12 protein-coding genes are annotated in these 15757 nt (G+C 62.8%); 7 read left to right on the top strand and 5 right to left on the bottom strand.

What is annotated here, in order from left to right:
* Window positions 1-41 precede the first annotated feature (41 nt).
* Entirely contained in the window at window positions 42-527 is a 486-nt protein-coding gene (locus HNO52_RS05810; protein WP_197568241.1) for a phosphate-starvation-inducible PsiE family protein, read from the bottom strand.
* Window positions 528-673: 146 nt separating this feature from the next.
* On the opposite strand from HNO52_RS05810, the gene HNO52_RS05815 reads away from it, so the two are divergent.
* Together HNO52_RS05815 and HNO52_RS05820 are read left to right on the top strand one after the other, a co-directional pair.
* Entirely contained in the window at window positions 674-1369 is a 696-nt protein-coding gene (locus HNO52_RS05815; protein ID WP_197568242.1) for a ZIP family metal transporter, read from the top strand.
* Window positions 1370-1493: 124 nt separating this feature from the next.
* A complete protein-coding gene (locus HNO52_RS05820) occupies window positions 1494-4850 on the top strand; it encodes a cellulose binding domain-containing protein (protein ID WP_197568243.1) in 3357 nt (1118 codons plus the stop codon).
* Window positions 4851-4903: 53 nt separating this feature from the next.
* Here HNO52_RS05820 and HNO52_RS05825 read toward each other — a convergent pair whose 3' ends face one another.
* Window positions 4904-6718 carry a PHA/PHB synthase family protein gene (locus HNO52_RS05825; RefSeq protein WP_197568244.1) on the bottom strand — a complete coding sequence of 605 codons (1815 nt, stop codon included), beginning with the start codon at window positions 6716-6718 and terminating at the stop codon, window positions 4904-4906.
* A 216-nt stretch (window positions 6719-6934) separates the two neighbouring features.
* Here HNO52_RS05825 and ftsH point away from each other — a divergent pair, with 216 nt between their 5' ends.
* Genes ftsH through HNO52_RS05845 form a run of 4 tightly spaced genes read left to right on the top strand, consistent with a single transcriptional unit; the run spans window position 6935 to window position 11939 of the window.
* Window positions 6935-8761 carry an ATP-dependent zinc metalloprotease FtsH gene (ftsH, locus tag HNO52_RS05830; RefSeq protein ID WP_197568245.1) on the top strand — a complete coding sequence of 609 codons (1827 nt, stop codon included), beginning with the start codon at window positions 6935-6937 and terminating at the stop codon, window positions 8759-8761.
* Between the two features lie 37 nt (window positions 8762-8798).
* Window positions 8799-10001: an efflux RND transporter periplasmic adaptor subunit gene (locus HNO52_RS05835; RefSeq protein WP_197568246.1), complete on the top strand. Its 1203-nt coding sequence runs from the start codon at window positions 8799-8801 to the stop codon at window positions 9999-10001.
* 5 nt (window positions 10002-10006) lie between these two features.
* Window positions 10007-11212: an ABC transporter permease gene (locus tag HNO52_RS05840; RefSeq protein WP_197568247.1), complete on the top strand. Its 1206-nt coding sequence runs from the start codon at window positions 10007-10009 to the stop codon at window positions 11210-11212.
* Window positions 11213-11222: 10 nt separating this feature from the next.
* Window positions 11223-11939, top strand: coding sequence for an ABC transporter ATP-binding protein (locus HNO52_RS05845; RefSeq protein WP_197568248.1), 717 nt, complete (start codon window positions 11223-11225; stop codon window positions 11937-11939).
* A 182-nt stretch (window positions 11940-12121) separates the two neighbouring features.
* Here HNO52_RS05845 and HNO52_RS05850 read toward each other — a convergent pair whose 3' ends face one another.
* The 3 genes from HNO52_RS05850 to HNO52_RS05860 form a co-directional block, all read right to left on the bottom strand.
* Window positions 12122-12328, bottom strand: coding sequence for a hypothetical protein (locus HNO52_RS05850; RefSeq protein ID WP_197568249.1), 207 nt, complete (start codon window positions 12326-12328; stop codon window positions 12122-12124).
* Window positions 12329-12840: 512 nt separating this feature from the next.
* Entirely contained in the window at window positions 12841-14196 is a 1356-nt protein-coding gene (locus tag HNO52_RS05855) for an ATP-binding protein (protein WP_232090755.1), read from the bottom strand.
* The gene (locus HNO52_RS05860; RefSeq protein ID WP_197568251.1) at window positions 14196-14948 is read right to left on the bottom strand and encodes a response regulator; all 753 of its coding nucleotides are present in this window, start codon (window positions 14946-14948) and stop codon (window positions 14196-14198) included. The genes HNO52_RS05855 and HNO52_RS05860 overlap by 1 nt, the downstream gene beginning before the upstream one ends.
* 178 nt (window positions 14949-15126) lie before the next feature.
* On the opposite strand from HNO52_RS05860, the gene HNO52_RS05865 reads away from it, so the two are divergent.
* Window positions 15127-15630, top strand: coding sequence for a cytochrome b (locus HNO52_RS05865; protein ID WP_197568252.1), 504 nt, complete (start codon window positions 15127-15129; stop codon window positions 15628-15630).
* Window positions 15631-15757: the final 127 nt, after the last annotated feature.

Consider the following 15757-nt stretch of genomic DNA (forward strand, 5'->3'; position numbering starts at 1 on the left):
CTCAGTCCTGAATCGCCAACTGGCGTTACCGTCTCTATGGATTATGGCTTCCTCGCCACTAGCCAGTGCGTGATACCCAGCGCGAGCACGACGGCGGCGATCGCCATGATCTCCATGGAGGAGACGGTTTCCGTATCCATGATGATGACCTTGCGCGCGATCGCCATCAGGGCCGTGGCAATCACGAGCTGTATGGGCAGCATGTTGGTGCCCAAATAGAGGCGTATGTTAATGAAGATCTCGATCGCGATCAGCACCACCATGAATGCGCTGAAGATGGCGAAGATGTCGCTGACTTCGAACAGCAGGAAGGGCGGGCTGACCAGGCGCGTATAAAGCATGTAGACCACATCGATTACGCCCCAGATGATAACCAGCACCATCAAGACCGCCAGTACTTTGACGGCGCCCCGAATTATCCGGTGGAGCTGGCGGATCAGAGGATCCTCGTGCTCCTCGGGGAGCTCGTCATGGTAGAGGCGGTGATGTACCAGACGCTTCGGTGTTTCGTCGCGAGGCTTTTCCATGGTCTACCCCTCAGGCTGCACGCATGGCCCGGTTACCGTCATAGGACCACGATTCACGTTGCGCTGCTATATTCAATGCCAGCGGAGTCGCTTCGGAGTAAATGCTCATCGGAACCTTCGCGTGGATTCTCTTAGGCGGCCTTCTCATGAGCGCCGTTGCGTTGGTAGGCAGCGTGACGGCTCTGCTCAAGCCCGCCACACTCGACAGGCTGCTGCTCCCTTTCATCTCGCTGGCGGCGGGTACGCTGCTTGGCGGCGCCTTCTTCCACATGATCCCGGAAGGGGCGATTGCACTGAGCCCCTTGTCCTCGGCGGTGTGGCTCGTCATGGGCTTCACTGTGTTCCTCGGTCTCGAGCAGTTCCTGCAATGGCACCAGTCGCATCGGGTTTCGGCACAGGTTCGCCAGCCGGTCACCTACCTGATACTCATCGGCGATGGCATTCATAACTTCCTCGGTGGCCTCAGCATTGCCAGCACCTTTCTCATCAACCCCTCAGCCGGGGTCATCGCATGGATCGCGGCAGCGGCCCATGAAGTGCCGCAGGAGCTCGGGGATTTCGGCATTCTCGTGCACGGCGGCTTCGAACGACGTCGCGCCCTGCTCTGGAACCTCGCTTCCGCGCTGACCTTCCCGATCGGAGCGATACTGGCCTATCTGGTCTCCCAGAGGATCGACGTCTCGGGGCTGGTGCTCTTCGGAGCGGGGACGTTCATCTACATTGCCGCTTCCGACCTGGTGCCGGAAATCAAGGCGCACAAGCGCCTCGGTGACGCCCTGGTTCACTTCGGCTGCTTCGTCTTCGGCCTGGCACTGACGCTATGGCTCGCCCTGGTGCCATAGAGATTTCTACTGCGCTAGCGCTTCGCCTCGCTTGTCGGGGCTTCGCTGCGTATCTAGCCTGATGCATTAGGTATCCTAGTACTTTTTTATTAGTAAACTCGTTCTCTTGCACAGGGAGGGTGGCATGTCGGCGCGCGTCGGTTACACGGTGGCTAGCCAGTGGAATAGTGGCTTCGTCTTCGAGGTCACGGTGACCAACGAGGGTACGCTGCCCATCGAGGATTATCGGGTGGGGTTCGACCTGCCGGGCTCAGTGACGGATGTCTGGGGCGGCCGAATAAGCGCTCACGAAGGCCAGCGCTACGAGATCATGGACGATGACGCGGACAACGACATCGCGCCGGGGCAGGCGGTCAGCTTCAAGATCAAGAGCGTAGATGGCAGTTCGCAGATGCCGACCCGCTTCAGCATCAACGATCAACCGGTGATCGTCGAATCTCCCGAGGTCGACGAACCCGACAGCGTCGACGAGGCGTTCGTCGACGGCGTGGCCACGGTCGAGCCCGGCGTCTCCGCGGCAGAACTGGAAACCCTGCTCAACGGAGCACCGAAGGGAGCCAGCGTGCGCCTGGCCGAGGGCGAGTACGTCTTCGACGATTCGGTGAGCGTCACACGCTCGGATGTCTCGCTGATCGGTGCCGGCAGCGGCAAGACGAACATCACCTTCAGCGACACGGCGCTGGAGCGCGATGACGCCCATGGTTTGCTGTTCGAGGGCAGGGGCACGGCCAGCGCCGGCCGGCTGCAGGCGGATGCCGCGGAGGGCAACGACACGCTGACCCTCGAGAGTGGCCATGGCCTGGCCACCGGCGACATGGTGCGCATCTGGCAGGACAACGATGCCGAGTACTTCGAGGAGATCGGCAACATCTCCTGGCAGGGAAGCCAGTACGCGCCGCTGCGCACCAGCATGGCGCGAGTCGTCGAGCGCGACGGCAGCACAGTCACCCTCGACCGCGGCGTACACTTCGATTTCGACGGCGGCGAGGCCAGGATTCAGCGCGTCGATGCCCTTGAGAACGTCGCTCTGGAAGGAGTCTCCATCGACTATCAGCTCGGCACGCCCGATGCAGGCGCGTTCAACAATACGCTGCCGTCGCTGCTGGGCTATCACGCCGTCGAGTTCAACGGCACCGTGGATGCGCGGGTCGCCGATGTCGAGGTGTCCAACGGCCCTTCGGTCGCCTTCGTTGCCAATCGCTCCGTCGACATGCAGGCCGAGAACCTCCATGCCGAGGGTGCCTTCAACAAGGGTAGCGGCGGCAACGGCTACGCCTACGAGCTGTTCGAAAGCTACGACGGCACCTTCACCGACCTGAGCGACAGCGGCATGCGCCATAGCGCGCTGTTCGCCTCCTGGCGCTCCTCCGTGGGCAACGACATCCACGTCGAGTACACCGACCGCGACATCAACTTCCATGGCGGCCAGGATCATGACAACACGGTGCGGGTTTCGCAATCCATGCGCGACCCGGCGACCGATAACATGTCGCCTACCCTGTGGATCAACCAGGGCGGGGAGAGCTTTGGTGCGCCGACCGATCCCACCGCCAACCAGGTAGTCTTCGACTACGTGGTCGGGTCACGGCGCAACGACGTGGTGCCGGGCTCCGACGATGGTGTCTATCTGGACGGGGCCAGGGGCCACGACACCCTGCTCGGTGGCGCTGGCGACGACATCCTGCGCGGCGGCCCGGGCAATGACCGGCTAGAGGGCGGTCCAGGCAACGACACGGCGCTGATGATGGGCGACTACGCGACCTATGACCTGCAGCCCACGCCGGATGGTGGCCTGTTCCTGGATGGCTGGGGCGATGACGACCTGCTGGTCGACGTAGAGCGTGCGGTGTTCGGCGACGGCACCGTGCTCGATACCGTATCGCGCACCGTCACGACCGGCGCGGCGCCGGAGATACCCACTGCCGATGAAATCCTCGCCGACGATATCATTCGCTTTCCCGACGACGAGGAATCGCCGGAAGCGCCGGGCGAACCGCCGGCGGACGACATTGCCGCGGCGGTGCGCTTCGAGAGCGTCAGCCGATGGGCGAGCGGCTACGTGATGGCCGTCGAGATCACCAACGAAACCGACTCGAACATCGAGGACCCGCGAATCGACTTCGAGCTGCCCGCCGAGATCACCCAGTTCTATGGGGCAAACCTGCTCGCGCGGGAGGGCGATACCTACTCCCTGGCGCTGTCCGGAGACGATACGCTGACGCCGGGCGAGACCCAGCGCTTCTCCTTCAAGGCCTATGCACCTGAGAGCCACCTGCCCCAGAGGCTGCGCCTCGATGGGCAGGAACTCGAGGTGGACCTGGATCAGCTTGTTGCCGGCAGGGAGAGCGAATCCGAGCTCGGCACCGAAACGAGTATTACCAGCAACCTCACCAGTACCTGGTCGAGCGGCTACACCGCCGAGGTGATCGTCGAGAACAGCTCCAACCTGGCCATCGATAGCCCCTCGGTCAGTTTCGACCTGCCCGGCGAGATCGACACGCTATGGAACGGCACGGCGACGCGCGACGGCAATCGCTATACTGTCTCCGACGACAACCCGGCCACGCTGCAACCCGGCGAAAGCTGGCGTTTCTCCTACAAGGCCTACGACACCAGCCAGGCGCTGCCGGCGAATGCCGTGGTGGAGGGCACGCCCCAGGTGCCGGCGAACGAGACGACCGCCGTGACCAGCAACATCATCAGTGAGTGGTCGGGCGGCTATACGACCGAGGTAATGGTCGAAAACACGTCTACCGATGCCATCGCCGATCCCGTCGTAGACTTCGCGCTGCCCGCCGACGTCGACACGCTGTGGAACGGCGTGCTGGAGCGTGACGGCGAGCGCTACCGTGTCTCCAATGACGACGCCACCGTGCTTCAGCCCGGCGAGGTGTGGCGCTTCAGCTACCGTGTCTACGACGAGCAGCAGCACCTACCGGATGACTTGGTGGTGGAGGGTCAGGCCGAGCCCGCCAAGCTCGACCCATCGGAGATAGAGCAGGTGGTGGATAGCGACGGCAACCCCGTCACGGGCGAACCCGGGAGTACCCTGACCGGCACCGACGGCGACGACACCCTGAATGGCCTGCGCGGCGACGACTACCTCACCGGCGGCGCAGGCAACGACCGCCTGGTGGGCGGCAGCGGTGCCGATACGCTGACCGGCGGGGCGGGTGCCGACATCTTCGCATACCTTTCCACTTGGGATTCAACCCCACAACGCCAGGACACCTTACTCGATTTCAACCGCCTCGAAGGCGACCGGATCGACCTCTCTGCGATCGACGCCAACAGCGAATTGGAGGGCACCCAGGCGTTTACCTGGCGCGGCGAAGAAGGCTTCAGCGGCGACGGCGGTGAGCTGCGCAATTCGGGGAATACCGTGCAGGCGGACGTCAACGGTGACGGCGTCGTCGATCTGCAGCTTGCCGTGCTGGGGGTCAACGCGCTCGAGCTGGGCGACTTCATCCTGCAGAGCTGAGGGCATGCATTGCCCTCGAGAGCGATGGTTGAATCGCCCAAATCATCCTCCGCTCACGGCGCGAGCACGTAGGTGCCCGGCGCATCGGCGAGGGGCGGGTGCTGGTTGCCGCCCATGGCGGGCGGCGCCACCCGTTCCGTGGAGTGGCCCGCCAGCCACTGATGCCAGGCCGGCCACCAGGAGCCGTCCTGCTCAGGGGTGATCTGTTGCCAGGTCTCCGGGTCCAGGTACGCCTTGCCATGATATTGCGTAGCCATCCGATAACGGCGCCCGGGGTGTCCCGGCTCGCTGACGATCCCCGCGTTGTGGCCTCCACTGGTCAATAAAAATGTCACCTCTTCGGTGTCCGCCAGCAGATGGATCTTGTAGACGGATTTCCAAGGGGCCACGTGATCGGTGGTGGTGCTGACGACGAACAGCGGCGTCTTGATGTCCTGGATCACGACCGGCCGCTCGTCCACCCGATAATGGCCATTGGCCAGCTCGTTGTTCAGGAACAACTGGCGCAGATACTCCGAGTGCATGCGGTAGGGCATGCGGGTGAGGTCCGCATTCCAGGCCATCAGCTCGTTCATGGGCTGACGGCCGCCCAGCAGGTAGTCGTGCACGATGCGCGACCAGATCAGGTCGTTGGAGCGCAGGATCTGGAAGGCGCCGGCCATCTGATAGCCGTCCAGGTAGCCCTGATCCCACATCATGTTCTCCAGGTAGGACACCTGGCTTTCGCCGATGAACAGCATCAGTTCGCCGGCCTCGGTGAAGTCCACCTGGGTGGCCAGGGTAGTAAGAGTAGCCAGCCTGTCGTCACCGTCCCGTGCCATGGCGGCCGCGGCGATGGAGAGCAGCGTGCCTCCCAGGCAGTAACCCACGCCGTGCACCTTGCTGCTGCCCGTGATGGCGGAGACAGCGTCCAGCGCCGCCATCGGCCCCAGCCGGCGGTAGCCCTCCATGCCCAGGTTGTGCTCCTCCGAGCCCGGGTTGCGCCACGAGATCATGAACACGGTATAGCCCTCATCAACCAGATACTTGACCAGGGATTGGGTGGGCGTGAGGTCGAGAATGTAGTACTTCATGATCCAGGCGGGCACGATCAGCACCGGCTCGGCGAAGACCTGTTTCGTCGTCGGTGCGTACTGGATCAGCTCGATGAGTCGGTTTCGGTAGACCACCTTGCCGGGCGTGATCGCCAGGTTCCGGCCGACGCGGAACGCCTCGGCACCGACCGGCGGCTTGCCGGACACGGCCCGCTCCCAGTCCTCGAGGAAGTGCTGCCAGCCGACCACCAGGTTCTGCCCGCCAGTCGCGAGGGTGGTGCCGACCACCTCGGGGTTCAGCCATGGGGAGTTGGACGGCGAGTAACGGTCCAGCATCTGGCGGGTGATGAAGTTCACCACCCGTTCGCTATCCGGCGACAGGCCGTCCACGTCGCTGGTGGCGTTGTGCCACCACTGCTGCGTCAACAGGAAGGACTGGTAGATCAGGTTGTAGGGCCAGCGCTGCCACGCCTCGCCACTGAAGCGGCGGTCCTGCTCCAAGGGCTCGATGCAGGCCCCGGCACCCGGCTTGAGCGCCTGGCGGCTGAGGTACTGGCCGAATCGCATCAGCTTGCGCGTGTACTTCTCGCCCAGCTCCAGCTGCTTGCCGGGAGACAGCATCAGGTGGACCAGCCACTCGAAATAGACGCTGGCCAGGCCGGCCGGCGTGATGCCAGCGGTCAGCCTGGCCAGATTGGCCTTAAAGGCTCGATCCAGCGCATGGGTGGAGTAGAACCCTGGGTTGGGGCGTTCCGCGGCAGTGGGAGGTCGTTCACAAGGAACGTTCCGGGGAGCGATAACGGGGTCGGGCGGGTTGGGTGAAGCGGGCGACATGGCATGGCCTCCATGATCGAGGCGGGGTGGCCGCGGGCGAACGCCGTCGCGGTGGTCCGGTAAGCTCAAGCACCAGTATTGCAGGCTTCGTCGCTTTGGCCATTGACATTCATCAAACTTGCCTGGGATCAAGATCCTCGGTCTACCCCCGTCCTATTCTGGCTTCGTGGGCTATGATCAGGTAAATCTCATTGAGCGCTTGGGCGGTGAATTGAGATGGACAAGAAGCAGCGGATCAATCTCGCGTATGCAGTCGCCGCGGTCCTGCTTTGGCTGGCTTTTCTAAACTGGTTCGAGAACTGGCGTCATGTGGAACCAATACCGTATTCGGAATTCGTACAGCTGCTGGATGAAGGCAAGATCACTGACGTCGTGGTGGGACCTGAGCGCATCGTTGGCCAGTTCACTCAACCGCAGCCCGATGGTCGTACTTCTTTCATCACCTATCGGGTAGACCCGCCGCTCGCGGACATGCTGACCCAGCACGGCATCCAATACGACGGCGAAGTCGAAAGCACCTTTTTCAGAAACCTGATGTCCTGGGTGCTGCCCATCGGCATCTTCTACCTGTTCTGGATGTTCTTTTTCCGCCGCTTCGCCGAGAAGCAGGGCCTGGGCGGGCTGATGTCCGTTGGCAAGTCCAAAGCCAAGGTTTATGTGGTAACCGATACCAAGGTCACTTTCGATGATGTCGCCGGTGTCGATGAGGCCAAGGAAGAACTCAAAGAGATCGTCGCCTTCCTGCGCGATCCCAAGACTTATGGCCGCCTGGGTGCCCATATCCCCAAGGGCATTCTTCTGGTCGGCCCGCCCGGCACCGGCAAGACCCTGCTAGCACGGGCGGTTGCCGGCGAAGCCGGGGTGCCGTTCTTCTCCATCTCAGGATCGGAGTTCGTGGAGATGTTCGTCGGTGTCGGAGCCGCCCGGGTGCGGGATCTGTTCGCTCAGGCGGCTAGTACCAAGCCTTGCATCATCTTTATCGATGAGCTGGATGCGCTTGGCAAGGCACGCGGTCCCGGGCTTACGGGCGGGTACGATGAGAAGGAGCAGACCCTGAACCAGCTACTCTCCGAACTCGATGGGTTCGATCCTTCCGAGGGTATCGTGCTCTTGGCGGCGACCAACCGGCCAGAGATCCTGGATCCTGCCCTCCTGCGGGCCGGACGCTTCGATCGTCAAGTGTTGGTCGATCGACCAGAGCGTAGCGGGCGTCTCGCCATTCTCAAGGTGCACATAAAGAAGATCTGGCAGCTGAGCGACGACGTAGATCTCGACCACCTGGCGGCGCTTACTCCCGGCTTTACCGGGGCCGATCTCGCGAACCTGGTGAACGAGGCGGCACTGCTGGCAACCCGGCGGGAGGCCGACACCGTGACCATGGCAGACTTCACCAATGCCATCGAGCGCATCGTCGCGGGGCTCGAGAAGAAGAGCCGCCTGTTGAACCCGCATGAACGCGCGGTGGTGGCGCATCATGAAATGGGGCATGCCTTGGTAGCGGCGACGCTACCCGGCATGGACCCTGTCCACAAGGTATCGATCATTCCGCGTGGCGTAGGGGCACTCGGCTATACGATCCAGCGACCGACCGAGGATCGCTTCCTGCAGACCACCACCGAACTCAGAAATCGGATGGTCGTGCTTATGGGCGGAAGGGCCGCCGAGCAGCTGATTTTCGGTGAAATTTCCACTGGCGCGGCCGATGACCTGGCCAAGGTCACCGACATTGCACGGCGCATGGTAACTCGCTTCGGCATGGCGGATTCCGTTGGCCAGGTAGTCTTCGAAGAGGATCGCCAAGCCTTTCTGGGGAGCGATTTCTACGGCACGTCACATCCCAAGGACTATTCCGAAGCGACTGGGCGAGAGATCGATCTCGCGGTGCGCGACCTGGTGGCGGATTCCTATACCCAAGCATCGCAGATACTGGAACGGCGGCACGATGAGCTGACCTCCGGCGCTACTCTGCTGCTGGATCGCGAAACGCTGACCGCCAATGACTTTCCCGCCATGAAACCGTCCGGGACGGGACTGTCTTCCTGACTTTACGCGATGGATGGCGGCAGAACGTGAGATGCCCATGAGCCGATGGATCGTTCTCCTCGTTGCGCTTGTCGCCTTGGCGGCTGCGGGGCTTTTCTCCTGGCGGATGCCTGTGTCCGCCACGGCGTATGAAGTGAAAGAAGGCGCATTGACCCAGCAGGTGGTGGCCAGCGGTCGGGTGGTGGCCTCGTCGCGGGCGCAGATCGGCAGCGAGATCGTGGGCCGGGTGACCGAGCGCCTGGTACGCGAAGGGCAGCAGGTCGAACCCGGCGACATTCTGGTGGTGCTCGATTCAACGGAACTTGCCGAGCGCGTACAGGAAACCCGCGCGGCACTCCGCCAGTTGGAGAGCGCGCGCCGGCCCCAGGCCGAGGCCGGTCTTGCCGACGCCAGGGCGCATTTCGAGCAGGCCCGGCGCGAACATGAGCGTGCGCGCCGCCTGTTGGAGAGCAACATGGTCTCGCGCCAGGCGGTCGAGCAGGCCGAAGAGCGCGAAGCCGCGGCCCGGGCCGCCCTGGAGCGTTCGCGCCTCGACGTGGAAGCGCTGGCCCCCGGCGGTGCGGAGGAGGCGCTGCTGCGGGCACGACTGGCCGCCGCCGAGGCTGCCCTGGAGCGTGCCGTTATCCACTCTCCGGTTACCGGCACGGTGTTGACCCGTAACGTGGAGCCGGGGGATGTGGTTCAGCCCGGCAGGGTACTGCTGGAGATCGCTCGCACCGGGCAGCGTGAACTGCGGGTGCCGTTCGACGAGCGACACCTCGGCCAACTCGCCGTGGGGCAGCGTGCCCGTTGCGTCACCGACGCCTATCCCGACCAACCGTTCGATGCCACGATCAGTCTGATCGCACCGATCATCGACGCCGCCCGCGGCACCGTGGACGTAAGGCTGGTCATGGAGCAGGAACCCTGGTTTCTGCGCGAGGACATGACCGTCTCGGTGAATGTGGAAACTGCGCGCCTTGAGCGGGCGCTGACAGTGCCCAACGATGCGATATTCGGGGTCGAGGGCGCCTCTGCCCGGGTCCACGGGGTCGAGGCGGGCCGTGTTTCACCTCGCAGCGTGACCCTGGGGCTGAGGGGGCTGCTTCACTCCGAGATCACCGCAGGTCTGACGGCGGGTGAGATCGTGCTGACCGATCCTGGCCTCAGCCCGGGACAGCGCATCCGGCCTCACTTAACCGACCACCCGGAGCAGGGGGAGCCCGCCTCGTCCCGGGAGCCTTTTTCCTTCATACGGTGACGCTCATGTGGATCGAAGGGTTCATTGCCTGGAGCCTGCTGCGTGATGGCCGCGCCCAGACTGCCCTGATGCTGGTCGGCATCATGGTGGGGGCGGCCGTGGTGGTCTTCATCAGTGTCCTTATCACTGGGCTCCAGGCCAACATCATCGAGCGTACCCTGGGCACGCAGGCCCACATTCGCCTGCTGCCGCTCGAGGAGTTCAATCGCGTACTGCCGCTGCAGGAGCCAGCGCCGATCGCCCTGGTGCTGGAGGACCGCAGACCGCAGCGTCTGCGTTCCATCGACAACTGGCAGGCACTGGTGCCCGTGCTCGACCGCTGGCCGGGCGTGACCGCGGTATCGCCGACGATCAGCGGTCCGGCCCTGGCGGTGCGTGGCAGCGCCAATCGCTCGGTCTCGATCATCGGGGCCGACGTGGAGCGGCTGCGGGCCATTCTGCCCATTGCCGACCACATGGTCGAAGGCGTGTTCCGGCTGCGCCCCGGGGAGATCCTGATTGGCCGGGAGCTGGCCGATGACCTGGGCCTTCAGAGCGGTGACCGGATGCGCCTCGACACCGCCGGGGAGCGCACCGTGGTCATGACCGTCGCAGGGGTCTTCGAGCTGGGGGTGCGCGAAATCGACAATCGACTCATGTATCTCGACCTGGACGAGGCTCGCAGCCTCCTCGACCTGCCCGGGGGCGTGACGGCGCTCGAACTCACCGTAGCGGAGGTGTTCGCTGCCGACCGGCTGGCGCTTCGCCTCGGAGCACTGACTGGGCAGCGTGCCGAGAGCTGGATGGAGACGAATGCGCAGCTACTCAATGCACTGCGCTCCCAGAGCCTCTCCACGACCATGATTCGCAGCTTCGTCAGCCTTTCGGTGGCATTCGGCATCGCCAGCGTGCTGGCGGTCAGTGTGGTGCAGCGAACCCGTGAGATCGGCATTCTGCGGGCAATGGGCCTCGGCCGGGGGCGAATCCTGCGCGTGTTTCTGATCCAGGGCGCACTGCTGGGGCTGGTCGGCGGGGGACTGGGGGCGATGTTCGGCTCGCTGCTGGTGCTGGCCTTCGACGTGTTCGGTCCCCGCCTGTTCGTGATCGGCTTCAACCCATGGCTCATTCCGGCGGCCATGGCGCTGGCCGGTATGGCGGGTCTCGCTGCTGCCGCCTGGCCCGCCAGCCGCGCGGCCCGGCTCGACCCCGCGGTGGCCATTCGCCATGTCTGAGAGCCATTAGATGGAGACCCACGAGGTTCAGGGCAATGAGGTGCTGCGGCTGGCCGGCGTGTGCAAGGCCTATGACGTAGGCACCCCGGTGGAGAACGAAGTGCTGCATGCGATTGACCTGCGCCTCGATCGCGGCACCTTTGCCAGCCTCACCGGACCCTCCGGCTCGGGCAAGAGTACGCTGCTCAACCTCATTGGCCTGCTCGATACCCCGACATCGGGAGAGCTGTTCGTGCTCGAGCGGCCGACCAGCGCCATGGACGACCAGGAACGCACCGAACTGCGCGGCGGCACGATCGGACTGGTTTTCCAGTTCCATCACCTGATCCAGGCCTTCAGCGTGCTGGACAACGTGTTGATGCCCTTGATGATTCGGCAAGGTCGCCCGAACGCAGCGATGATCGGCAGGGCAAGGGAACTTCTGGCCGCGGTAGGACTGGCTGCCTTTGCGTCCCGGCGTCCCAACGAACTCTCGGGCGGCCAGCAGCAGCGCGTGGCGATTGCCCGAGCCCTTGTCAGCGAGCCGGTGCTGCTGCTCGCCGACGAACCCACCGGCAACCTCGATACCGCCAGTGCCGATGAAGTGTTCGAGCTGTTTCGTCGCTTCAATGCCGAGCACGATTGCGCGGTGCTGATCGTCAGTCACGACCCGAGAATTTCGGCGCGCTGCGACCGGGTTATCGAACTGGTAGACGGACGCATCGTCCACGACGAGACAAGGCCATGAAAGGCAGGCGGAACACCGTGGTCGGCCGGCTAACTCGCCGTCAGGGGACGAATGCGGTTCGTGTCGTTGAATTGCCAAGTAAGCACTGACTGGCAGGGGCTCGAGGTATGACGAAACAGTGTCGGCTTGGCGCTCGTGCACACTGCTTCGGCGCTTTCATCCGAGTCGCCAACTTGAGGCCCTCATGTCATCGACGCCCGGCTGTGCTCCAGCTGACGCTGGGCTTCGGCCAGCGTGTGGGTTTTGCCACTCCAGGGCAGGCGCTCCCCTGCGTGGTGAAGGTGGTACTCGATCTGGCATTGGTCGTCATCGTCCAGGATCTCATAGCGGTGGATCTGGTCGCCGAACTCGTTGCACCACCAGTTGTCAGGGAGTTTGGTCCAGTTCATGGCGTCACCTCCACTGGCGCAACAGCGCCAGGATTCTTCCGTTCACCGCAGCGGGCTTGCGCTCGACTTTGATTTCGTCTGCTCGGCGGGCTTCATGGCGCCAAAGCGCTGCTGCATCTATTAGGCATGACCGGTGTCGCCGTCGATCAGATACAATAAACTTTCTTTTTGTAACATTAAGTTTCATTTAGCCTAGTATAAAGTTTATCGGCTTGCCCCTAGCAATCTTGAGCATTTTTTTGCGAGGCCTTGGAAGGGCACAGCGGTGCTGGCGTAGGCCCGGATCGTGGCCTCCGCCAGTTACGTTTGGTAGGTATATCCGGAGCCAAATAACGCTGAAGCAGCCTATGCCAAGTAAGTAAGCACTGACTGGTGGGGGTGGCTTCCCCTCGCTATGCTGGGCATTCGGTGTCGCGCTCTCCGTGGCGCTTCACCCCAGGCTCGCCATCCCCAGGGGAGTAAGCTTCTCTCCCGAACGCCAATCGCCCAGAAACTTCTCTTGGTTTGTCTGTTCAATCAGGCCGGGCACTGGCTCGCGGTAGACCTATTCTTGCGCGCAAGCCACCGCTCGGCCTGTTAGACAGGACGACTTCGCCACCATGGGCGTGCAGAATTGCCCGCGTTATGGGCAGACCCAGCCCGATCCCGCCCGTTTCCCGCGATCGAGAGGTTTCGAGTCGCGTGAAGGGGTCGAAGACGCGTTCAAGGTCCTCGGGACGAATGCCGGGACCAAAATCGTCGATCAGAATTTCTGCAGCACCAGCCGTTTCGCGCACCGTAACCCGTGCACCACCGCCATAGAACTGTGCATTCTCGAGAAGGTTGCGTAGTGCGCGGCGAAGGGGTACCCGACGAATGCATGAGATCACAGGATGTTCCGCTTCCACAATGATCTCGGGGCCTGTTTCGGCCAATTCCGCCGCGAGGTTGCGCACTAAATCGGCAAGATCCACCTCTTCCATAGGTTGATCCGTCGAGATGCCTCGCGCGAAGGCCAACGTCGTCTCGACCATGGCTTGCATCTCGTCGAGGATGGCGATCATCCGCTCGCGGGTCTCATCGTCTTCGACCATTTCGGCTCGCACCTTCAGAGCCGTGATCGGGGAGCGCAGATCGTGCCCGAGTGCGGCAAGCATGCGAGTGCGATCGTTGAGCATGTCGGTGATCCGCTCATTCATTCTTGCCAGCGCCTCGGAGAGTGCTCGCACTTCCCGAGGGCTGCCCACCGGTACTTCCGGCAGTCCGCTATCCAGGTCGGCCTTGTCGGCGGCAGCCGCGAGCTGACTGAGTGGATGGGTGATCCGGCGCAAACCGAGCCATAGCGCTGCCATGACAAGTACCAGCGACAGGATCGTGGCGCCAACGATCGCAGGTGGCGCCTGCAGGTCGGGCCGCTGGAAGCGGGCGGCAACATTGAGCCATTCGCCATCTGCAAGCGGAACCGTTATACGAAACTCTACTGGCGCGACCCCGGCAACCCGCATCCGCTCATGCAGCCAGGCGAGCGCAGCCGGTGGTTCGGCCAGTTCCCCGCTGTGGGGCGAAAGGGGTAGCTCTTCGGTGCGCAGGTCAACCACTGCCGCTGGGCCAGAAGCATCGCCAGTCACCAGAGGTTCCCTGTCCAGGCTGAACCGTACCAGACGTGAATTTGCGGCAGCCAGGATACTTTCGTGGCTCGCTTTCGGCGCAGTTTTCAGCGCACTGGCGACGGCCGTGGCCCGTTCGACGGTTTCAAGACGCTGGGCGGCTCGGATTGCCGCGCTGCGCTCGTCGGTGAAGAGCCATACGCTGATCGCCTGCGCAGCAAGAAAAGCGGCCAGGATCAGAAACGCCAATTGCCCCAGCAGGCTGCGAGGGACGAGGCGCATCAAGATACCTCACGAACATCTGCGGCCAGACTGTAGCCACCCGCGCGGACCGTCACGATGATGTGCGGGTGCGATGGGTCCGCTTCAATTTCCCGGCGCAGGCGGCTGACCTGGTTATCGATGGTCCGATCATAGACATCGGCGGTACGTCCACTTGTGATATCCAGCAACTGATCCCGAGAAAGCACGAATCTAGGTCGCTCGAGAAACGCCGACAAAAGCTTGAACTCTGCCGTCGTCAGTGAGACCTGTTCGTCTTTTTCACCAGGGCCGCTTACCTCGCGGCTAAGTTCTCGTGTATCGGTGTCTAGGATCCAGCCTGCGAAGGCCAATTTGTGCCCCTCGAGCCCGTTCGACAGCGGTACGGCGCGCGCCGTGCGGCGCAGGATCGCCTTAACGCGGGCCAGTAGTTCCCGTGGATTGAAGGGTTTGGAAAGATAGTCGTCGGCGCCGACTTCCAGGCCGACAATCCGATCGGTGTCCTCGCTGAGGGCACTGAGCATCAGAACCGGCGGGCCGTTGGAGGTGGCAAGTCGGCGTGCCGCCGATAACCCGTCTTCGCCTGGCATCATCACGTCCAGCACCACGAGATCGAAGCGGCCCTCCTTGAGATGAGCATCCATCTCCGCCGTGCTTCCGGCAGCGGTTGCATGCATACCGTTTTTCTCGAGATAGCGGATCACGGCATCGCGAATCTCGGGGTGATCATCGACGACAAGGATATGGGCGATGTGGTGCGTCTGTTCGTTCATATCATTTTCTACGCAAGTTATCGTCCTTTGGGTATGAGTTGCGGCGTAGCTCTCCACGGCTTCTGTCTCTGCGACAGATTGATACATATTTTCGTCTTGCTGACATAGACCTGCGACAAGCTCCCTTCATCTTCTCGTCATGACTGCAACGAAATAAGTTGAAGAGAGGAGAAGAGCCATGACCGCCCAAAGCCAATTCCCGCAGGGTTACTCTGCCGCACAGATCGCCCTGCACTGGGTCGTCGCCGTGCTGATAGCGGCACAATACATCTTCAAGGACGCCATCTCGCTCGCGTGGGATTCGGTCCGGGCAGGCGAGAACTTTGCCTTTGACCCACTGATACTTGCCCATGTCGTCGGTGGCGGCTTGATCCTCGCCTTCGTCGTTTGGCGACTGGTTCTGCGTCTGAAGCGTGGCGTGCCTGTCGCACCCGAGAACGAACCCGCTTCTCTCAAGACTCTGAGCCACGTTGCGCATTGGGCGCTTTACGCCGTGCTGGCCGCGATGGCCTTGTCGGGTTCGCTCGCCTGGTTTGGCGATGTGACACAAGCTGCCCAAGTGCACAACATCCTCAAGGTGGTCCTGCTGGCTCTCGTCGCACTGCATGTACTGGCGATTCCTTTCCATCGCGTCGTTCTGAAGAACAACGTGATGCAGCGGATGATCCGACCGGCCGATTGACGCGCTACCGCTCCGCTTCGCAGCGCAACGGTACGCAAGGCATGCGCAGACATGCCGAGCCGGCCAAGCCTGCTTACTCGAAGGACGAACGGATACACTTCTGGTAATCTTTTTCCGATAGGCATCG

The organism is Halomonas sp. MCCC 1A13316, from assembly GCF_014931605.1.
Classification (GTDB): Bacteria; Pseudomonadota; Gammaproteobacteria; order Pseudomonadales; family Halomonadaceae; genus Halomonas.